Raw genomic sequence first — 20,811 nt, 5'->3', positions numbered from 1 at the left:
CCCCCGTAAATACGCAATCCCATATGCTTTGGGAGGCTCTTAATAGCGTATGAATAGAGGCCTCTAAAAAAGATCGCTTATGCTTCACCCGTATCGAGTTTTTTACGAAATAATACGCGGTCTTCGGGGCCGAAGCCTTTTTTCCATACCACGAAGCCATAGGATAGAAGAATAGCTGGTACCCCGAGGCTGAGTTCTGCCCATTCGGGAAGGCGTGTGATGAGGAAACCCACCAGCCCGGCCACAGCGACCGCATAGAGCAATGACCAGCGCCAGTTATTGATCGGCTCATTAAGAAGACGTGCGAGCAGCATTGCCTTCACGATGGAGGAGACGGCCAGTGCTGTCATCAGGGCGAGGGCGGCTCCGCCGGCTCGATACAGATCGCTGACGTGATAGGCATTGGCCAGCAGCATTACACCAACGGTCAGCAAGCCCTGCAATACGATTGTGCCGATGGAAATCCACAAGTTGCGCAGGCGGGCGACATAAACAAGCGCTGCTTCGGAGACGACGGCGGTGGCGGCGACTACTTCGGCTGCCAGCAGGAAAGAGAGCGCGCCCGTTCCACCGACGAAATTAGGGCCGACCAGACCCATTATTCCTTCGCCGGGGATACCCAGTGCCAGTGCAATGCCTGCCTGTGCTGCGGTGATCCAGAAGCCAACCTGGCAGACCTGCCGGGCAATGGCGGCATAGTCCTTTTCTTTGAGCTTGCGGGTGATGACGGGGCCGAGAATGGGTTCGAAGCTGGTTTTTAGCTTTTGCGGCAGGCTGGCGACCTGCTGGGCGACGTAATAAACCCCCACACCGGCTGGCGATGCGAAAAGACCCAGAATGAAGATATCGAGCCGCCTTGTTCCCCACTCGATTGTGTCGGCACCGGCCAGCGGCAAGCCGCGCAAGGTCAGGTCGCGCATCCTTGCAAAGCTCGGCGACCAGCTTTGTGGCAGACCATAAAGCCGCAGAAAGGGAATAGCGGCAGTCAGCAATGCGGCATAGATGGAGGCAAGATAGGCCAGCGACAGGCCGCTATCGGGAATGACGAAATAGAGCAATCCGGCCATGATCGAGATCGTCCACGGTTCGACCACTGCGCGGGAACGGACGGTTGTTGCAATATCGTAGCGATAGGCTTGGGCGGCCAGCAGGATTTCGGTCAATGCAAGCGCTGGAATGGCGAGTACGATCAGGCGGTCCCAATCGGTATAAATTCCACTGGGGAACATGGGCGCCGGGACCAGCCATAGCGTGAGACCGATGACGCTACCGGCAATCAACGCAGTCAGCAAACCGTCGCAAACCACACCGGCAGCGATTCCGCCGCGGCGATCGTCCTCGTCGCAATCATTGTCGGAGAGGCGCTGAGCGAGTCCGCGCTTTTCGCCGATAGTGCACACCATGGCGACCAGTTCGACAATAACGAGTGCCGAGGCGAAACGGCCGAGCGCTTCGGCGCCGTAAAGGCGGCCGCCGATAAACAGGAAGGGCAGGCGGGCAAGCAGGCGTAGCAGAAAGCCGAGAAAGTTGGTGCGCCCCCCCTTGGCCAGAGCGGCAATGTCACCGGAATCTTTCGTACCGGAGTCTGTCGCAGGCGTGGTTTTGTCGTTCAAGCAGATGGGCCTTCCGACTTCAAAGGCCGCGCGAGAAGATCTCCGGCCAGATCTCGTGCAGCACCGCCTTCCAGCAAGCGGCACACGGCTTCTGTGATGGGCATAGCTACGTTGTGCTGGCCAGCCAGATCGCGCAAAACCGGTGCTGTGAAGGCGCCTTCTGCCACGGTACGGCGATCTTTCATTAAATCAGCGGGGGTACGCCCTTCGCCCAGCGCCTTGCCAAGCGAGAAATTGCGGCTCGATGTGGAGGAACATGTCAGCACCAGATCGCCCAGACCGCACAGGCCGGAAAGCGTATCTCGGTCTGCGCCAAGGGACTCGCCGAAACGCATCATTTCAGCATAGCCGCGCGCGATCAGGGCAGCACGGGCATTCTGCCCCAGTTGCAAACCTTCCACCACACCGCAGGCAATGGCGAGCACGTTTTTCACTGCACCACCAATTTCAGCTCCGGTGAGATCGTCCGAATAATAAGGACGAAAAGCGGGGCGAGCGATGGCTTCGGAAAGCCGGTCCCATTGCGTCGTTCCGCCACCGCAAGCCAGTGTGACGGCAGTGGGCATTCCGGCAACCACTTCATGCGCGAATGTCGGCCCGGACAGAACAGCAATATCGCTATCGGGGGCAAGCGAACGGGCGACCTGATTCATCAGACGGAAGCTGCCTGCTTCGATACCTTTGGAGCAGAGCACGATATCGCGGGGGAAATGCGGCATTGCAGCCAGCACTTCACCCATTTTCTGTGCCGGCGTGACCACCAGCACGATGGTACAATCAGCCAGAAGAGCGATGGAACTGGTTGCTTGAATCGTATCTGCCAGGCGGGCTTCGGGCAGATAGGCTGTGTTGCTATGTGTTTCGTTAATCTCGGTAACCACAGCGTTGTCGCGTGCCCAGATCAGCACATCACGCCCGTCACTGCTCAACATCTGAGCCAGCGCGGTGCCCCAGGCACCTGCGCCGATCACACCGATCTGTGCTCGCTTGTCGCTCATGCCTTCACTCCAGCGCCGCGTACGGGTTCTGCGTCGGGATCGAGCGGCCAGCGAGGCCGCGCGGCTATTTCCAGCGGATCGTTATGACCAAGTTCGAAATGTTCGAGCCCGGCCCAGGCGATCATCGCCGCATTATCGGTACATAGGGAGAGGGGGGGCGCGACGAAAGAGATGGTGTGCTGTTCGGCAATTCTTTCGAGCGCCGAACGGATCGGGCTATTGGCAGCGACGCCGCCTGCCACCACCAAAGCGGTGATCGGGCCCATCCTGTCAAGGGCCAGGCGGAGGCGATCGGCGATGCAGTCTATCGCAGCTTGCTGAAAGCTCGCGGCAATATCGGTGGTACGATATTGACCGCTTTCAAAGGCGCGCAAAACGGCACTTTTCAGACCGGCAAAGGAAAAATGCGGCTCCTTGCTGCCGAGTAACGGGCGTGGCAGGGGGACGGCCTTGGGATTGCCGTCGCGGGCCAGTTTTTCCACTGCCGGGCCGCCCGGATAGCCGAGGCCGAGAATCTTGGCAGTCTTGTCGAAAGCTTCACCCAGCGCATCGTCGATCGTGGTGGCAAGCCGCTGGTAACGCCCGACGCCCTCGACCCGCAGGATTTGGCAGTGGCCGCCCGAAACCAGCAGCAAACCGTAAGGAAATGTGAGATTTTCCGCTGCCAGGCGCGGGCTGAGTGCATGGCCTTCGAGGTGATTGACGGCGATGAGCGGTTTGCCTGTCGCCATCGCCAGTGCCTTGCCGGTGACGAGGCCGACCATCACACCGCCGATCAGGCCGGGGCCGGCAGTTGCGGCGATGGCATCGACCTGCTCCAGCGCGATACCGGCATCGGTCAGCGTCGCTTCAATCAGCGGGGTAAGGCGTTCGGCATGGGCGCGTGCAGCGATTTCGGGCACGACCCCGCCATAGGGGGCATGCTCCTTTTCCTGTGAGGCGATATGCTGCGCGAGAATGCGCCGCTTACCGTCCACCAGAGCGGCAGCGGTTTCATCGCAACTGCTTTCAAGGCCGAGGATCAGCGTCATGGCGGGTTCCACTGGACCGAAATGCGCATTAGGGCAAGAAGAGGCATGACAAAACAAACGGAAATCAAGCCCGTCCTGCGTCTGGGTACGCGCAAATCCCCCCTCGCCATGGCGCAGGCCCGTGAGGTTCGGGCGCGTTTATGTGTTGCGCATGGCTGGGAGGAAAGTCAGGTCGAACTGGTCCCGGTGCTGGCCAGCGGAGACAAGGTGCAGGACCGGCCACTGGCGGAAATCGGCGGAAAAGCGCTGTGGACCAAGGAATTGGATTTGTGGCTTGCCGAAGGGACGATCGATGCATCGGTCCATTCGATGAAGGATGTCGAGACGATTCGTCCCGACGCGCTGGAAATCGCTGCGATTCTGCCGCGGGCCGATAAAAGGGACCGGTTGATCGGGGCGGCCGGTATTGCCGAACTGCCACAGGGTGCCGTGGTTGGAACCAGCGCACCGCGGCGGGCGGCGCAATTGCTTCATGCCCGGCCCGATTGCAAAGTGGTGTCTTTCCGGGGCAATGTTGCCACCCGGATGGCGAAGCTGGCGGCGGGGGAAGCGCAGGCGACCTTTCTGGCATCGGCCGGTCTGGAGCGACTGGGTGAAAACGGGGTCGGACATGGTCTGGACGTGCAGGAATGGCTTCCAGCGCCGGCTCAGGGGGCCATAGGGGTGGAAATCCTGGGGTCTGACGGGGCCATAAAAGAACTGATCGGGGCCATAAACGACCAGAACAGCGCCACAGAAGTTTTCGCCGAGCGCTCACTGCTGCTGGCGCTGGGCGGCAATTGCCACAGCCCGATTGCCGCCCTGTGCGAATCGGATGGCGAAACCATTGCCATGCGCGCGGCACTGTTCAGCCCCGACGGGGCCGAGCGGGTCGATGCGGCGCTGCGGTTTGCCTGCGAGGATAGCGAGGGCCCCGCGCGCCTCGCCCGCGCATTGCTCGACAAGGCGACACCCGGCATCGCCGCGCATTTTTCCGGCGCGCCATGAGCCGCCCGCCGATTGTCGCCATTCGCCCGGAACCGGGCTGTTCGGCCACGCAGGAAAACGCGGCGGCCGCCGGTCTGACCGTTATCGCAGAGCCGCTGTTCGAAATTCGTCCCTGCCCATGGTCGCTGCCCGAAGGCGCGGTTTTCGACGGATTGCTGATCGGCAGTGCCAATGCGCTGCGCTATGGCGGAGAAGGGCTGGCGGCTTTGCGCCATTTGTCGGTTTATGCCGTGGGTGCGGCGACGGCGCAGGCGGCCTATGCCGCCGGTTTCAACCGCGTTGAAAGTGGAGCGGGCGGGCTGCAGAATGTGCTCGACACGCTGGCCGGGGAAGAGCGGCATTTGCTGCGCCTCACCGGGCGCCAGCACACCACGCTTTTCTGTCCGTCCGGCATCCGCATTACCGAACGCGTGGCCTATGAAAGCCGCGCTTTGCCTATGCCCGCATCGCTTGCCCGGCACCTGGAACAAGGCGGCATCGTCATGCTCCATTCAGGCGTGGCTGCACATCATTTTCGCGCGGAATGCGAACGCTGCGAAGTGGATATTGGCAAGCTGCACATCGCTGCTCTGGCACCGCGTATCGCAGCGGCGGCAGGGGAGGGCTGGGCGGGTTGCGCTATTGCCGATAGCCCGGATGATGCCGCGCTGGTGGCGCTTGTGCGCCAATTGTGCGAATGAGCGGGCGGGCCTAAAGGACGATTATGGAAAGCAATCTCGAAGAGCGGCTTCGCGCCCGTTCGCAAAAGCGCAGGACCGGCCGCATGGCGCCGATCCTCGGCCTGGCCGTGGCGGCTTTCGTCGCCGGCGCCGCGCTCACTTCCTTCCTCGGCTGGCGATACGGCGCCGACCTTCTGATGAGGGAGCCGAGCCCGGTCCAGACCGTCGCACCTGCACCCGCCCCCTCTGCGGAGCCGAGCCCCGCTGAAACGGGCCGAACGGCCAATGCGCTGTTCCCGCCGATCAGCGATCCCGACGGGGAGGATGCGAATACACGGGAAACGGTCGAACGGGTGGCCGAACAGCAGGGCGGAATCGACCAGCGCGTCGCCGCCATGGAACAGCGCCTGACCCGGCTCGATCTTCAGGCACAGGCCGCCGCAGGCAATGCAGCGCGGGCCGAAGGGCTGCTGGTCGCTTTCGCCACCCGCCGCGCGATCGAACGCGGCGCTCCGCTGGGCTATCTCGAAGACCAACTGCGCCTGCGCTTCGGCGATGCCCATCCCAATGCGGTGCGCGCGGTGATCGAAGCATCGCGCCGCCCGATCACGCTCGATCAGCTCGTTGCCCGGCTGGAAGGGCTGGCGCCCGAATTGATCGTATCGCCCAATAAAGGCAATTCGCTCGCCCGCCTGCGCGATGAGCTGGGCGATCTCTTCGTGATCCGCCCCGAGGATTCGCCGTCACCCGCGCCGCGCCGGCGGCTCGACCGGGCACGGCTGTTTCTCGAAAGCGACCGGGTCGAATCGGCGATTGCCGAAGTGCGCAACCTGCCCAATGCCGCGCAGGCCAGCGGCTGGATCGCTGCGGCCGAGCGCTATGCCCGTGCGCGCGAAGCGCTCGACCGGCTGGAAATGACCGCGATTCTGGAACCGCGCCAGCTCAACGATGCTGCGGGTAACAGTGTGGAACAGCCCAGCCCGGCGGGCGCTTCACCTGCCTCCACCGGCACCGACTGACCGGCGATTATTGCGGGCGGGCTTTCAGCAGAGCGAGGCCGAAGCCGATAAACAAAATGCTGGTAGCCCGGTTGAAGGCGCGTTTCAGCGACGGGCGCGTGAGAAGCCGGGCCAGCGACTGGCCGCCCATGGCATAGACCGTGAACCAGAAGGTTTCGATGGTGCCGAATGTTGCGATCAGGATGCCGAATTGCGGCAATTGGGGGGCTTGCGGATCGATGAATTGCGGGAAAAAGGCCGCAGCGAACAGGATCAGCTTGGGATTGCTCAGCGCAATGGCAAAGCCGCCGCGAAACAGTTTTATCGGCGAATGCGATGTCGGCAGTCCTTTGCTTTCCACATCGAGCGGGGTTGCCTTTGCCCGCCAGGATTTGATCCCCAGCCAGATAAGATAGGCAATCCCGAGATAGCGGATCACATCGAAAGCGCCCGGCAGAGCCAGCAACACAGTGCCAAGCCCCGCTGCCGATGCTGAGAGAACGAGAATAATCGCCGACAGGCACCCCGCCATCGCCGCCGTGCTGCGTTTCAGCCCCATTTCCACACTGCGTGAGAGAATATGCAGCATATTCGGCCCCGGCGTCGCTGATAGCAGAAAGACGGTAACGGCAAAAAGCCACCAGCTATGGAAAGACATTGCGCAAACTCGTTGAGGGGTGACGAAACAGGGGGGTGCTCTATCTTGCAGAGGGGGTGAAAACAATCGCCATGCTTCCTCAGCCTGCCCGGGCTGTTTGCAGTCATGACCGGTCTCTTACGCCGGGAGAGAGCATATTGCATTCTCGCTGCGGAGAGGGTCTATTCCCGGCCATGGTCGCGATCGACATGCGGGGCCGGGCCGTCCGATGAACAGAACAGCGAAGATGGCCGGGCACCCTTTGGGAGATATCTCTTGCGCGCCCTGATGCCTTTCCTGCCCTGTATCGCTTTTGCCCTGTCGGCCTGTGTACACACATCACCAGCCGCGCAGGCAGCTCCGCCGCCGAACTCTGCCCGGCAACCCGCCACACCTCCATTGCTGCGGCTGACGCCCGAGCAGGCAGTCATCAACGCTGCCGCCGTGGCGCCGGACGGGGTGAAGGGCATATTTGAACTGACTGTACGTGGCACCGGGCGCGATGGTGGCTATCTCTATCTCAATTCGCAGAAGGATTATCGCGATCAGCGCAGCCTCAATATCGAAATTTCGCCGTCTGTGCAGCGCGAGCTGGCGGACAGGTTCGGTATCGATCCGCGCGTCTATCTGGCCGGTAAGCGGATCGCGGTGCGGGGCGAGGCAAAACGTGTCCTGATTAACTTCACCTATAATGGCGCCCCGACAGGCAAATATTATTATCAGACCCATATCGCGCTGAGCGCGCCCGAGGATCTGACGGTTGCAGGCGAGCAGGTGCCTTTAATGTAGGGCAGGGCGTGCCGATTTTCCGGCCTGCCTGCTTTGCTCTGTCAGCTCCGGTCCGGTGAAAACCGTCTGCGGGAAAGGATCTATCCGCGCAGTAATTCGGGCAGATCGCCCGACATGCCGCGCGCTTCGTTCATGAAGAAGGTCTTGAGCGGGGAACTGCGCTGGACCACAGCCATGCCCATGCGGCGAATGGCGCTGGGCAGGCGGCCGGGAATGCCGAACAGCCAGGTCAGCGCATCGGTGGCGGCCGATACGGTGAAACCGTCCAGTGCGCGCCAGTCTTCATAGCGTTTCAGCAATTGGGCATCGCCCGGTTCGAGGCCGATCCGCATACCCTCCACCAGTACATCGACCAGTGCGCCGACATCGCGCAGACCCAGATTGAGCCCCTGTCCCGCAATCGGGTGAATGCCATGCGCAGCATCGCCCACCAGAGCGAGCCGTTCGGCGGTAATGCGTGCGGTGTGCTGGAAGCTGAGCGGATAGGAACTGCGCGGACCGTTTACTGTCACATGGCCGAAAATGCCGTGCATCTTGCGTTCCACTTCGGCGCGGAATGCGGCTTCGGGCAAAGCGAGATAGCCTTTCGCATCCTTCTCCGCCACGGTCCAGACCAGCGCGCTGCGATGTTTTCCGTCTTCGGTATCGAGCATCGGGAGGAGGGCAAAGGGCCCGTCGGCATAGAAGATTTCCCAGGCCACATTGTCATGCGGCTTCTCATGCGTGATTCCGGCGATCAGCGCGCGATGGCGGTAGTCCCAATGGGCCAGTTGCAGCCCGGCTTCCTTGCGGGTGGGCGACTGGCGGCCTTCGGCAGCGATCATCAGGCTGGCTTCGAGCAGCGTGCCGTCGGCAAGAGTGGCAGATACGCCATGCGGCCCGCGCTGACGTTCGATCACATCGGCTTTGGCATGCCAGTTGATCCGCGCATTGTCCTTCGCCGCTTCGAACAAAGCGAGACGCAGTTTCTGATTGGCGAACATCCGGCCGAGCGAACCTTCATGCGCTTCGGGCTGAAAATCGATCCGGCCGGGGCGCATCGCATCGGTCACCGCAATCGACGAAATCGGGCAGCCAAAGGGTTCGAGCGCATCGGCCAGGCCGATATTGGTGAACAGATTCCAGCTCGCCGTGGAAATGGCCGAAGCGCGCCCGTCGAAATTATCCGCTGTCAGCGCCGCAGGATCGGCACGGTCCACAACATGCGAGGTAAGACCCTTTTTCGCCGCAGCCAGTGCCAGCGTCATGCCGACAAGCCCGCCACCCAGAATCAGCAGATCACGTTTTTCAGCCATTCTTTTTTCTCCAGCCGGCGCAATCCGGCTGGCCTTTCCATTGCCGGTTCAGCCTGACTGCCCTAGAGCGGCTGCCACCATGCGTGCAAGGATATTAGCCATACTTCGCATCGTCGTTCTCGCCCTTCTGGGCAGCTTTCTTGCGCTGGGTGCATTGCCGGCACAGGCGAATGATAACAATATCAGCGCCGAACTGGTGGCGGAAGCGCCTGCGCAGCCCGGAAGTACCGTCTGGCTGGCGCTGCATTTCCGCCCCGGCCCCGGCTGGCACGGCTACTGGTCCAATCCCGGCGATGCCGGGTTCGGGATGGAGCTGGCGTGGCATCTGCCCGACGGGTGGCACGCCGGAACGCCGCTTTATCCGCTGCCGCAGCAGCTCGTGATTTCGGGGCTGATGAACCATGTTTACGAAGGCGATTATGCGGTTCTGGTGCCGGTGGACGTGCCGCCCGGGGCGCAGACGGGGCATAGCGTGCCGGTCAATGTCGATGCCAACTGGCTCGCCTGTACCGACAAGATCTGCGTTCCCGAACGCGCGACGCTGACCCAGAATATCGCCGTCTCGGATCGGGCGAGCGATGACAGCGATCCGCGGTTCGACGGCTGGCGCGCCGCTTTACCTCCGCCGCTCGACCGGCAGGCCGATTTCGCGCTGACGCCCGATGCGCTGCGTCTGGCCATTCCGCTGCCCGCCACTATGGCGCTGACCCGCCCGCATGTCTTTGTCGGGCAGCCGCAACTGGTCGATTATACCGGTGCGCAGATATTCCGCCGCAAAGGCGACACGTTGCTGGTCGATATCCCGCGCGAAGGGCTGGCGAAAAGCGCCGATGCGATCACCGGGATTCTCAAGCTCGACGATGGCGGCAATGCGATTCGCTTCACCGCCGCGCCGGGCGATGTGCCGAAGGGTGGCACATTGGTGGCGAGCGGCGATCAAAGCGCCAGGCCGCTCGCGCCGCTCTGGGTGTTGCTGGCCGGCGCGCTGGCGGGCGGGCTGTTGCTCAATATCATGCCCTGCGTCTTTCCGATTCTGAGCCTGAAAGCGATGAGCCTTGCGCGGGCGGGCGAAAGCGAAGCCGATGCGAGGCGCGAAGGTCTGGCTTATACGCTCGGCGTGGTGCTCGCCTGTGTGGCGCTGGGTGCCTTGTTGCTCGGCCTGCGTGCGGGCGGGAGCCAGATCGGCTGGGCCTTTCAGTTGCAGGAGCCGGGCGTGGTGCTGGCGCTGCTGGTGCTGGCCTGCGCGATCACTGCCAATCTGGCGGGCCTGTTCGAGCTGCCCTCTTTCTCCTTCACCCGCAGCGGCGGCCGGTCGAGCGCTTTTGCCACCGGTCTGCTGGCGGCTTTCGTTGCCACGCCCTGCACCGGGCCGTTCATGGCTGCCGCGATGGGCGCGGCGCTGCTCCTGCCATGGTGGCAGGCGTTGCTGCTCTTTGCGGCGCTGGGGCTCGGGCTCGGCCTGCCTTTCCTCATGCTCGGTTTCGTCCCGCCTTTACGCCGCCTGCTGCCGCGCCCCGGCCGGTGGATGGAGACATTCCGCAAGATCCTCGCCATTCCGATGGGGCTCACCGCGCTGGCACTGGCCTGGCTTGCCTGGCGCCTTGGCGGGCCGTTATTCCTTGGCTGGGGGCTGGTTCTGGCGGGTGGCCTGATTCTGGCCTTCTGGGCCTGGAATCGCGGACGCCGCAAGACGCATATCGCGGCGATGGCTTTCTTCGTTCTCCTCATCGTGCTGGTGCCTTTCGTGCCGCGGCAACAGGCGGCGATGGAAGAAAGTCTGCTCGATGCACGCAGCTTCTCGCCCGAAGCGCTGGCCGAGGCGCGCCGCGAAGGGCCGGTCTTCCTGTGGTTCACCGCCGACTGGTGCCTGACCTGCAAGGTCAATGAGAATGTCGCGATCGAACGCGAAGCCACCCGCGCGGCTTTCGCCCGCCAGGGTGTTATCGCGATGCGCGGCGACTGGACGCAGCGCGATCCTGTCATCACCCGTTTCCTGACCGAACATGGCGCAGCCGGTGTGCCGCTATATCTGTGGTATCCGGCAGGCGAAGAGGCGCAGCAATTGCCGCAGATGCTGACACCGGACAGCCTGATCGATCTTGCCGAAGCGGAAGCAAAGACCCCATAACCGGCTGAGCCGTAAGCGGATATGTGACCGTTCGGGCGCCCGCTCGCGCGTTTACCTCATGCAGACCCGATAATGGCGGTGAACTATAATGCCGGGAACAATATCGCCTTGTATTTGCTCTTATATCAGACACCGGAACATGCCTTCAGGAAAAGGAAGAGCTTTTTTTGAGGTGCTAAGATAGAAGCAAGGAACCGATATGTTCAAATGGGCACTTATATTTCTGATTATCGCCGGTATAGCGGCAATACTCGGCTTCGGCGGTATTGCAGGCGCAGCTGCTGGTATTGCGAAATTTCTCTTTTTTGTCGGTCTCGCTCTCGTGGCTATTTTTCTGGTACTGGGCGTTATGGCCGGGAAGAAACTATCCTAGACCCCGGACAGAGCCAGCGGCGCGCCTTTCAGGGCGAGCCGCTGGCCCGGCTCCTTTAGAGCGGGCTCCACCGGTTGCCGGCATCGGCAGCCGGTTTTGTATGTGAAGCAGGAATAGCTGTCCTGCTGCTTCACCTGTCGCCTGACAGTCGCCATACGACCGCGGGGCGAACTACCGTTGCGGCAGCTATGCTGAGAAGAGCGAGCGCGGCCCAGGTCAGTGATTGCACACCGAATATATTGAGAAGGCTTCCACCCAGGATCGCACCGCCGGCAATCGCCAGGTTCCAGACGGTTACAATCATGGCCTGTGCCACATCGGCGGCACGCCCTGCCGCGCGTGCCGATGCGGTTTGCAACACAGTGGCGGCTCCGCCGAAACCCAGCCCCCATGCCAGCGCTGCTATATAGACGGCGAAGGGCAGGACACTCGCGCTGAGCAGGATTGCGGCAGATGCGAACAGGGCGATACCGGCCCGGGTCAAATTGCGCAGATGCCGGTCGATCAGTGCACCGGTCATGACGATGCTGGCCATGCCGGCGAGACCGAAAACGAGCAGCACGCGATCCGTCTGGCCCACCATCCTTGCCTGTGCGAGCAACGGCGCGATGAAGGTATAAAGGACGTTATGGGCAAGAACGAAACACAGGGTCAGCAGCAATACCCGGCGGACACCCGGTAAAACGAAGACCTGTTGCAGCGAAGGACGGTGTGCCGGAGGCTCACCGGGAAAATCCGGCAGCCGCAGCGCTATCCAGCTCGCCAGCAGCAGGGCTGCTCCGCTCAATCCGCCGAAAACCATCCGCCAGCCAGTCAGATTGCCGATGGCGGTCCCCAGCGGGATGCCGAGCGAAAGCGCAACCGGCGTGCCGGCCATAGCGATTGCCATGGCGCGCCCTGCCAGCGGCCCGGGAGCAAGGCGTATGGCATAGCCCGCCAACAGTGCCCACAACAATCCCGCCGATAGGCCGCCGACAAACCGCGCGGCCAGCGATATGGTGAAGCTGGGCGACACTGCCGTCACCCCGTTAGCCAGTGCGAAACCGATGATCGCGATCAGCAATAAGGGTCGCCTTCGCCAGTTTCGGGTTGCCGCTGTCAGCGGGATAGCCGCGACCAGAGAGCCCAATGCATAGATGCTCACCCATTGCCCGGCGAGCGCCTCACTGACACCGAGCGTTGAGCTGATCTGTGGCAGCAGCCCGGCGGGCAGTACCTCTGTCAGGATGGTGACGAAGCTTCCAGCGGCCAGAGCCAGAAGCCCGCCAAGGTGCAGCCGGTCAGGTGTGGCGCTCATGATTTTCTCCTTGCGATGAACGCGAAGGGGTACGCGGCGGTGCGTAGCGGAAAAACAGGCCTGTGTTCCGGTGACTACAGAAGAAAATTCCGCTATTATGCGCAGGTGGATTATCTCACTGCCCTCAGTGCCTTCGTTCAGACGGCTGAAGCCGGTAGCTTCGTCGCGGCAGGGCGGCAGCTCGGTCTGACGGCCTCAGCCGTTGGCAAAGCCGTTGCGCGGCTTGAGGAGCAGTTGCAGGTGCGGCTCTTTCACCGCAACACACGCAATATGGCGCTGACCGAAGAGGGGCGCATGTTTCTGGAGCGGTGTCAGCGTATTTTAGCGGAAATGGAGGCCGCCCATGCGGAGCTGGCACAGACACATGTTGCGCCGAGGGGGCGGCTACGTATCAGCTTGCCGCTGGTGGCGATGTTGCTGACGCCGGTTCTGGCCGACTTCATGGCGGCCTATCCCGAAGTCCAGCTTGATCTCGATTTTAGCGATCGGCTGGTCGATGTGATCGAGGAAGGGTTCGATGTGGTGGTCCGCACCGGGCAGCCTTCGGACAGCAGGCTGATGAGCCGCAATGTCGGTCGCTTTCGTTCGCGGATCGTTGCTGCACCCGACTATCTGAAAGCGCATGGCACGCCGGGCACGCCGGCTGATCTGGCACGACATCACTGTCTCCGTCAGCGTTCGCCAACGACTGGCAAGCTGCGTCCCTGGCCTCTGGCATCTGAAGGAAAATCCCTGCCGGAAACAATGAGCGCGACCGCCGTCGATCCGCTTATCTATCTTGCCGTAGCCGGGCGGGGCATCGCCTGTCTGCCGCCCTTCGCCGTTCGACAGGAAATTGCCGATGGCCGACTGGTCTCCTTGCTTGAGAGTCATATCCGGGAAGTCGAACAGTTCAGTGTGCTGTGGCCGGCCAGTCGTCAGGTGACGCCGAAACTCAGAGCTTTTGTCGAGTTCATGGCTAGCCATCTGAAACCGGAAAATCAGGGATTGTAGAGCCAGCGTCAATGGCGTGGCAAAGACACCCGGAACGGGCGTTATATTTCTGGCGGCAGGGCGGGCCGGAATGACCGGTAACCTGCTTCGGTTAGCCGGGTCAGATCATTTGAGTCCAAAACCGGCCACACCATCTATAAAAGAGAGAGTTGCGCCGTATCTTCCGGCTCCTCTTCTTCCGCGCCTTCCAGATTGCTGAGCGTCAGGCCCATCAGGCGGATCGGGAGAGGGAGGGGCTGGGTTTCTTCCAGCAGCGCATGGCCTATGGCGGTGAATTCGGCTTTGTCCTCCACGCATTTCGACAATGAGCGGGCGCGGGTGATCGTCTGGAAATCGTTATAGCGCAGTTTCAGCGTTACCGTCTTGCCCCTGGCTTCGGCGCGTTCGATCCGTTCCCAGACGATATCGGCAATCGTGTCGAGCGTTTCGGTCAGGGCATGATCCTCGGAAATATCCTGCTGAAAGGTCCGTTCGCCGCCCACCGACTTGCGGATGCGATGCGCGCGGACCGGGCGCAGGTCGATCCCGCGGGCCGCGCGGAACAGATAATCGCCGAAAGAACCGAAATGGCTGCGGAGAAACACCCGATCCTTTTGTGCCAGATCGGCCCCGGTTTCGATCCCCAGCCGGGCCATTTTTTCTGCCCCGCGCGGGCCGACCCCGTGGAACCGGCGGATGGGCAGGCTATGGGCGAAGGCAGCACCCTGTCCGGGACGGATCACACACATGCCGTCGGGCTTGTTCTGATCGCTCGCCAGTTTGGCGAGGAATTTGTTGTAGGAGATGCCCGCGCTTGCGGTGAGCTGCGTTTCACGCAGAATATCGGCACGGATCAGCTCGGCAATGCGGGTGGCCGAACCGATTCCGCGAATATCCTCGGTCACATCGAGATAGGCTTCATCGAGGCTGAGCGGTTCGACCAGTGGCGTGTAATAATGGAAAATGGCACGGATCTGATCCGATACGGCGCGATAGACATCGAATCGCGATTTGCAGAAAATGAGATCGGGACATTTGCGCTTTGCCGTGACCGAGGGCATGGCCGAGCGGACGCCATATTGCCGTGCTTCATAGCTTGCTGCCGCCACTACGCCGCGGCCCGAAGCGCCACCCACCGCCACCGGTTTTCCGCGCAGTTCGGGATTGTCGCGCTGCTCCACGCTGGCGAAAAAAGCATCCATGTCGACATGGATGATTTTCCGTAAGCCATCGGCCTCGCCTTCGGGCGAATGCGATGCTACAGGCTGTTCACGGGGCATACGCGACATGACGGGAATGTAAGCGCCAGGATCGCTTTCGTCATCCCGTTTTCATGGCTTTTGTCCACGTAATGTTCCGCGATTCAAAAATCGCATTTCCTTCCCTCGGTCAGCCGTTTAGGGCACATCGTATGAGTTCGAACACCATGTCCCCTGCAAATTCTCCGGCGAAGACAATCGGCCAGCGTGAACTGATCTTTCTGGTCGCTTTCATGCTGTCGCTGCATGCGCTGACGATTGACGGCATGTTGCCTGCGCTCGACAATATGGCGCGCGAACTCAATGCGGTGGAAGGTAATCAGCGCCAGCTTGTGGTGGCGGTTTTTCTGCTTTGCGGCGGACTGGGAACACTGGTGCCGGGCGCTTTTGCCGACCGTTTCGGGCGGCGGCCCGTGCTGCTTTTCGCGCTTGTGACCTATGCGCTGTTTTCGCTGGCGGTCTCCTTCGTGCATGACTTTACCCTGCTGCTCGTGTTTCGCGGTATGCAGGGCCTGCTGACGGCGGGGCTGATCGTGGTGCCCAACGCCATTATCCGGGATCGCTATGAAGGTGACAGGATGGCGCGACTGCTATCGATCGTCGGGGCGGTGTTCATTACCGTGCCGGTGATTGCGCCCAGCGCCGGGCAGGCGGTTTTGCTCTTTGCCGGCTGGCGCTGGATTTTCGTAATTCTGTCGGTCCTCGCGCTGATGGCCGCTATCTGGGTGTGGCTCCGCCTGCCGGAAACGCTGGACCCGAATAACCGGCAGGAAATCGACGTTCCTGTCATCACGCGCAATATGTGGGCGGCGCTCAGCACCCGTGCATCGATCGGCTATGTGCTGGGCACCAGCCTGCTGATCGGGGCCGTGTTCGGCTATGTGAACAGCGCGCAGCAACTGATCGGCGAACATTTCGGTGCGGGAGACTGGTTCCCGGTGGTCTTCGGCGGCACGGCAGCGATGATGGTGGTTTCCAACCTCATCAATTCACGGATCGTCGAAAGGTTCGGGGCCAGACGCGTTTCACATACGGGGGTGCTGATTTTTATCGCGGTCAGCCTCGGGCAGATATGGGTGTCCTATAATCACCCGGCGCAGCTCGTCTGGTTCCTGCCGCTAATGGCAACCAATCTGGCTCTGCTCGGCTTTCTGGGCGCCAATTTCGGCTCGATCGCGATGCAGCCTTTCGCTTCGATTGCCGGGGCGGCGAGTTCGATCCAGAGCTTTTTCCGCATGTTCGGCGCGGCGATTGTCGGGCTGATTATCGGCCAGTCCTATGACGGCACGGCGCATCCTTTCGCCACGGCTCTGGTGATCTGTTCGACCAGCGCGCTGCTGCTGGTGCTGTTCAGCGAGAAAGGCGTATTGTTCCGGCGGCTCCACGGGCCGAGGAAAGTGGACGAGTGACAGGGCGGGTCAGTCCGCGCGGGCCAGTTCCACCAGTGTGCTGCGGGCCCATTCGGGATAGGTTTCCGGCTCCGGCGCAGGGCGCAGGGCCTGCCAGAAAGCCCGGCTGACATAGCGGGCCTTGGCGGCTTTGGAGATCACTACGCGATGATCCCAGGCATTGCCTTCCAGCTTGCGGACCTTGCGGCCAATGGCGCCGTAAATATTCGCTGCGGACAGAATGGCCCAGCGCTGGCGGAAAGCGAGTTTGCGCGCGCCGTAACGCGCAGCCGCTTCATGTTGTTCAGCCATATCGAGCATCCGGCCCACCAGTTCGACCAGCTTGGCGCGATAGGCTGGCTTCATATGCTGGCCCGGCGGAATATCCTCCTCCACCAGCCATTCGATGGGCAGATAGCAGCGCCCGGCGGCGTCATCCTCGTAAATATCGCGGGCGATATTGTTGAGCTGGAAAGAAAGGCCCAGATCGCAGGCCCGGTCGAGCGTTTCGGTATCATCGGGCGCAATGCCCATGACCTGCGCCATCATCACGCCCACCGCGCCTGCCACATGATAGCAATAGCGCATCATGTCGCCTTCGTTGCGCGGGCGCCATTCCTCCGCATCGAGAGCGAAACCGTCCAGCACATCGTCGGCGAGATCCTGCGTCAGATTCGCTTCCATCGCCACCTGGCCGAAAGCGTCGAAAGCGATTTCCGCCGTCGGCTGGCCTTCCAGCGCACGATGGGTGAGGACCCGCAGCCCCTTGATGCGGTCTACCTGCTTGTCATGCAGATGGAGTGTGCCGCCATGATCCTGCCCGTCGGCAATATCGTCACACCGTCGGCACCAGGCATAGAGCAGCCAGACCCGTTCCCGCGTTGCCTTGTCGAACAGGGCGGATGCGGCGGAGAAACTTTTCGAGCCGCGTGCGATGGAGGCATGGGCCTGTTCCACCAGCACGTCACGCTGGCGGCCTCCGCCCACTTGCCGGGGCGTGCTGCGCAAAATGCGCGAGGGGGCAAGAAGGCGGGGGCGCGGCATATGTCTTAAAGCTCCTCCGCTTTCATGGCGAAGATCGGGGTGTGCGGTTGATAGGCTTCCATCCGGTCCAGCAACGGTTCCAGCTCGCTTTCGGCGATGAGAATATCGCGATGGGCCGGGCGAACAAAGCCAATTTGTGCCATATGGTCACGGAAGGCGATCAGGCTGTCATAAAAGCCATAGGCATTGAGCAGGCCGACCGGCGCATGGTGATAGCCAAGCTGCGCCCAGCTCACCGCTTCCCATAATTCGTCCATCGTGCCGACCCCGCCGGGCAGGGTCAGGAACCCGTCCGAGCGGTCGGTAAAGGCTTGTTTGCGTTCATGCATGCTTTTCACGATATGCAGTTCGGTGCAATCGGTATTGGCGACTTCGCTGCCTGCGAGCCTGTCAGGGATGATGCCGATCACTTCACCCCCTGCATCGAGTGCTCCGGCGGCGAGCGCACCCATCATACCGAGACGACCGCCACCATAGACGACGCCGATTCCGCGCTCGGCCAGAATGCGGCCCGTCTCGCGGGCGAGTTCGACATAATTCGTATCGTCGGGAGAAGCAGAGCCGCAATAGACGGCCAGATATTTCATTCGAGCATATCCTCAATCATAAGACCGGCGGTTGCCTTGGCGCTGCCCACGACGCCGGGAATACCGGCGCCTGGATGCGTGCCTGCTCCGGTCAGGTAAAAATTTTTGATCATATCGTCGCGATTATGACCGCGAAACCAGGCGCTTTGCGTCAGTGTCGGTTCGAGGCTGAACGCGCTGCCCAGATGGGCATGCAGATCCTGTGTGAAATCGCTCGGCGCATAGTGGAAGCAGGTCATGATCCGGTCGTGAATATCGGGAATCAGACGGCGGCCCACTTCGTCAAGAATGCGCTTTTCGAGCAGCGGCCCGACTTCGTCCCAGTTGACCGGCAATTTGCCCTGATGGGCCACGGGCACAAGAGCATAAAACGTGCTCATCCCCTCGGGCGCCATAGTCGGGTCGGTTACGGTCGGATGGTGGAGATAGATGGAGAAATCGCGCGGCAGCACGCCATGCGTATAAATATCGTCCAGCAATCCCTTATAACGCGGTCCGAACAGGATCATATGATGGGGAATGCCCGGCCAGCGCCCTTCGATCCCGAAATGGACCACAAACAGGCTGGGGGAAAAGCGTTTCTTGGCAAGCGAACGGCCCATTTTCTGCCCGCGTGCCGTATCGCCCAGCAGATCGCGATAGGAATGCATGATATCGGCATTGCTGGCTACCGCATCGAAAGCGCTTTGCCAGCCGGCGGCGGTTTCCACCTCGGTGGCCTGATTGCCGAGCGTGTGCACTTTTACCACCGGATCGTTCAGCCGGATCTGTCCGCCGAGCCGTTCGAACAGGCGCACCATGCCGGCGATCAGCCGGTTGGTGCCGCCGCGCGCCCACCACACGCCGCCTTCCTTTTCGAGCGTGTGGATCAGCGCATAGATCGCGCTGGTCGACATCGGATTCCCGCCGACGAGCAGCGTATGGAAGCTCAATGCTTCACGCAGCTTTTCGCTGGAGACATATTTCGAAACCATCGCATAGACCGATCGCCAGGCCTGATAGCGGGCGAGGGCCGGGGCGGCCTTCACCATACTGGTGAAATCGAGAAACGGAACCGAGCCGAGCCGGAGATAACCCTCGCGATATACCCCGGCAGCATAATCGCAGAATTCCTCATATCCGGCGATATCGGCGGGATCGAGCCGGGCGATTTCCCGGCGCAAGGCGAGATCGTCATTCGAATAGTCGAAATTGGTCCCGTCGGGCCAGTTGAGCCGGTAGAAGGGCATGACCGGCATCAGTTCGACGTCCTGCGCCATATCCTGTCCCGTGAGGCCCCATAATTCCTTGAGACAGGCAGGATCGGTGATGACGGTCGGCCCGGCATCGAAAGTGAACCCGTCTTCCTGCCAGTAATAAGCGCGGCCGCCCGGCTTGTCGCGCGCTTCGAGCACGGTTGTGGCAATGCCTGCGCTCTGCAGACGAATGGCAAGCGCCAGTCCGCCAAAGCCCGATCCGATAATGCAGGCGGTCTTGCCACTCATATCTGTTGCGGCGGCGCTCATGCGTCCTGCCTTTCTACGGTACCGGCCTGTTGCTTCAGGAGAGCCAGCAATGCCCGGCTGACCGGCACTGGAGGCTTCCCGCAAAGAATCCGCAAACGATCGACCCGTGTCGAACGAGCGGCGTAGAATCGTTCGATAAGCGTTTCCGGCATGGAGTAAAAGTGTTCGAACACCCGATAACGCTCTTGCGGTTCCGCAGCCTGAAACAGCATTTTGCCGAGCAGCCGATAATAAGCGGTGTCGCGCCAGTGTCGCTGGGCCCTGTGTTCGAGCATGACGGCAAGGGCCGGGCCGGAACAATCGGTCGCCAGAGCGATGGCGATGGCATTGGCGGCGGCCAGTGGCAGACTATAGCTGGTCAGTGGATGGCTGAAGCCGCCGCGCATACCCGCCACAGCGACGCCCGGAATGCGCTGGTCGCGCTGGAAACGGTCGAAATCGCCGCCCGTGATAACGGGCAGAATACCGCTTTCTTCACTCAGCGTTTCCCCTTGCCACTCATGGGCCTGTGCATAGGTTTCGAGCCGCGCCCAGAGCGTTTCGCGATCGAGCAGCGGACGATCGGCATAATAGGTATCTTCGATGAAAATATCCTGCGGGCCGAGCGGCAGTGAATAGACGAAGCGATAACCGTCATGCTGGCGCACCGTGGCATCCATGATAAGGGGCCGGGTAAGGCCATGTGGCCGCACGGTGCGGATATGGTGGCCGTGGAAAAGCTGATAACCGCATTCGAGTGCATCGCTTTCCACCTGCCCCCGGCAGTCGATCACAGCGCGGGCGGTAAGAATCTTCCCATTTTCCAGCGTGACTCGTCCGGCCTCGACTTCCGTGGCGCGTATGCCGCAGTACAGCGCGTCTGCGGGCAGGATAGCCCGCAAAGTCCGGTCGAAATCGGCAGAGGCCAGCGAACGATAGGGTGTGGCGAGATGGCGTTCGCGCCGGGGAAATCTGACATCATAGCCATCATCCCAGCGATGGAGCGGAAAGTGATCCATCAGCGCGGTGCCGGCCGTGCCCAGATCGCTGGCGAACCAGCTCCAGCGATGCTGCCCGCCCAGACGGTCTTCGCTTTCCACGAGACAGACCGACAGACCGGGACGATGCTGATGCAGGGCAAGGGCAATCAACCCGCCCGACAAGCCTCCTCCAAGGATCAGAACATCGTGGCTGCTGTTGGTCATTACTCAAGGCTTTAGCTGATCGTTCAACGGGTGCAAGTTCAGCAAAAGCAAATACCTGCCCGGAACC

At 61.5% G+C, this 20,811-nt stretch carries 19 protein-coding genes; 8 read left to right on the top strand and 11 right to left on the bottom strand.

The window, feature by feature from the left end; translation table 11 throughout:
• Positions 1-77: 77 nt before the first annotated feature.
• From D6851_RS15515 to tsaD, 3 genes are read right to left on the bottom strand one after another with little or no spacing between them, the layout of a single operon-like run.
• Positions 78-1,613: a lipopolysaccharide biosynthesis protein gene (locus D6851_RS15515; protein ID WP_120325808.1), complete on the bottom strand. Its 1,536-nt coding sequence runs from the start codon at positions 1,611-1,613 to the stop codon at positions 78-80.
• Positions 1,610-2,611: an NAD(P)H-dependent glycerol-3-phosphate dehydrogenase gene (locus D6851_RS15510; RefSeq protein WP_120325807.1), complete on the bottom strand. Its 1,002-nt coding sequence runs from the start codon at positions 2,609-2,611 to the stop codon at positions 1,610-1,612. Before D6851_RS15510 ends, D6851_RS15515 begins: the two co-directional genes overlap by 4 nt.
• Complete coding sequence (gene tsaD / locus D6851_RS15505; RefSeq protein WP_120325806.1) at positions 2,608-3,642, bottom strand: tRNA (adenosine(37)-N6)-threonylcarbamoyltransferase complex transferase subunit TsaD; 1,035 nt, start codon at positions 3,640-3,642, stop codon at positions 2,608-2,610. Before tsaD ends, D6851_RS15510 begins: the two co-directional genes overlap by 4 nt.
• 45 nt (positions 3,643-3,687) lie before the next feature.
• On the opposite strand from tsaD, the gene hemC reads away from it, so the two are divergent.
• The 3 genes from hemC to D6851_RS15490 are packed head-to-tail and all read left to right on the top strand — an operon-like array spanning position 3,688 to position 6,307.
• Positions 3,688-4,629: a hydroxymethylbilane synthase gene (gene hemC, locus D6851_RS15500; protein WP_120325805.1), complete on the top strand. Its 942-nt coding sequence runs from the start codon at positions 3,688-3,690 to the stop codon at positions 4,627-4,629.
• Positions 4,626-5,309 carry a uroporphyrinogen-III synthase gene (locus D6851_RS15495; protein ID WP_120325804.1) on the top strand — a complete coding sequence of 228 codons (684 nt, stop codon included), beginning with the start codon at positions 4,626-4,628 and terminating at the stop codon, positions 5,307-5,309. Before hemC ends, D6851_RS15495 begins: the two co-directional genes overlap by 4 nt.
• 23 nt (positions 5,310-5,332) lie before the next feature.
• On the top strand, positions 5,333-6,307 hold the full coding sequence (locus D6851_RS15490; protein WP_238474150.1) for a hypothetical protein: 975 nt from the start codon (positions 5,333-5,335) through the stop codon (positions 6,305-6,307).
• 7 nt (positions 6,308-6,314) lie between these two features.
• Here the strand turns inward: D6851_RS15490 and D6851_RS15485 are convergent, their stop codons facing one another.
• Positions 6,315-6,944, bottom strand: coding sequence for a LysE family translocator (locus tag D6851_RS15485; protein ID WP_120325803.1), 630 nt, complete (start codon positions 6,942-6,944; stop codon positions 6,315-6,317).
• Positions 6,945-7,199: 255 nt separating this feature from the next.
• On the opposite strand from D6851_RS15485, the gene D6851_RS15480 reads away from it, so the two are divergent.
• A complete protein-coding gene (locus D6851_RS15480) occupies positions 7,200-7,712 on the top strand; it encodes a hypothetical protein (protein WP_147395497.1) in 513 nt (170 codons plus the stop codon).
• Between the two features lie 80 nt (positions 7,713-7,792).
• On the opposite strand, the gene D6851_RS15475 is transcribed toward D6851_RS15480, so the two are convergent.
• Positions 7,793-9,007: an FAD-dependent monooxygenase gene (locus tag D6851_RS15475; RefSeq protein WP_120325801.1), complete on the bottom strand. Its 1,215-nt coding sequence runs from the start codon at positions 9,005-9,007 to the stop codon at positions 7,793-7,795.
• A 79-nt stretch (positions 9,008-9,086) separates the two neighbouring features.
• Here D6851_RS15475 and D6851_RS15470 point away from each other — a divergent pair, with 79 nt between their 5' ends.
• The gene (locus D6851_RS15470; protein WP_120325800.1) at positions 9,087-11,135 is read left to right on the top strand and encodes a protein-disulfide reductase DsbD family protein; all 2,049 of its coding nucleotides are present in this window, start codon (positions 9,087-9,089) and stop codon (positions 11,133-11,135) included.
• A gap of 199 nt (positions 11,136-11,334) precedes the next feature.
• Complete coding sequence (locus D6851_RS15465) at positions 11,335-11,508, top strand: DUF1328 domain-containing protein (RefSeq protein WP_120325799.1); 174 nt, start codon at positions 11,335-11,337, stop codon at positions 11,506-11,508.
• Between the two features lie 130 nt (positions 11,509-11,638).
• Here D6851_RS15465 and D6851_RS15460 read toward each other — a convergent pair whose 3' ends face one another.
• A complete protein-coding gene (locus D6851_RS15460; protein WP_120325798.1) occupies positions 11,639-12,805 on the bottom strand; it encodes an MFS transporter in 1,167 nt (388 codons plus the stop codon).
• A gap of 39 nt (positions 12,806-12,844) precedes the next feature.
• Between D6851_RS15460 and D6851_RS15455 the strand changes: the two genes are divergently transcribed.
• A complete protein-coding gene (locus D6851_RS15455; protein WP_210210378.1) occupies positions 12,845-13,798 on the top strand; it encodes a LysR family transcriptional regulator in 954 nt (317 codons plus the stop codon).
• A gap of 134 nt (positions 13,799-13,932) precedes the next feature.
• Here the strand turns inward: D6851_RS15455 and dinB are convergent, their stop codons facing one another.
• A complete protein-coding gene (dinB, locus tag D6851_RS15450) occupies positions 13,933-15,057 on the bottom strand; it encodes a DNA polymerase IV (protein ID WP_120325832.1) in 1,125 nt (374 codons plus the stop codon).
• A gap of 131 nt (positions 15,058-15,188) precedes the next feature.
• Between dinB and D6851_RS15445 the strand changes: the two genes are divergently transcribed.
• On the top strand, positions 15,189-16,445 hold the full coding sequence (locus D6851_RS15445) for a multidrug effflux MFS transporter (RefSeq protein WP_120325796.1): 1,257 nt from the start codon (positions 15,189-15,191) through the stop codon (positions 16,443-16,445).
• A 9-nt stretch (positions 16,446-16,454) separates the two neighbouring features.
• On the opposite strand, the gene D6851_RS15440 is transcribed toward D6851_RS15445, so the two are convergent.
• The 4 genes from D6851_RS15440 to crtY are packed head-to-tail and all read right to left on the bottom strand — an operon-like array spanning position 16,455 to position 20,744.
• A complete protein-coding gene (locus tag D6851_RS15440) occupies positions 16,455-17,468 on the bottom strand; it encodes a phytoene/squalene synthase family protein (RefSeq protein ID WP_120325795.1) in 1,014 nt (337 codons plus the stop codon).
• 5 nt (positions 17,469-17,473) lie between these two features.
• A complete protein-coding gene (locus D6851_RS15435) occupies positions 17,474-18,055 on the bottom strand; it encodes an LOG family protein (RefSeq protein ID WP_120325794.1) in 582 nt (193 codons plus the stop codon).
• Positions 18,052-19,560: a phytoene desaturase gene (locus D6851_RS15430; protein ID WP_238474149.1), complete on the bottom strand. Its 1,509-nt coding sequence runs from the start codon at positions 19,558-19,560 to the stop codon at positions 18,052-18,054. The genes D6851_RS15435 and D6851_RS15430 overlap by 4 nt, the downstream gene beginning before the upstream one ends.
• Positions 19,557-20,744 (bottom strand): lycopene beta-cyclase CrtY, encoded by a 1,188-nt coding sequence (crtY, locus tag D6851_RS15425; RefSeq protein ID WP_120325793.1) that lies wholly within the window; start codon positions 20,742-20,744, stop codon positions 19,557-19,559. The genes D6851_RS15430 and crtY overlap by 4 nt, the downstream gene beginning before the upstream one ends.
• Positions 20,745-20,811 lie beyond the last annotated feature (67 nt).

This window comes from Altericroceibacterium spongiae (assembly GCF_003610805.1).
In the GTDB taxonomy this organism is placed as follows: domain Bacteria; phylum Pseudomonadota; class Alphaproteobacteria; order Sphingomonadales; family Sphingomonadaceae; genus Altericroceibacterium; species Altericroceibacterium spongiae.
This window is presented reverse-complemented; position numbering and strand designations above follow the sequence as displayed.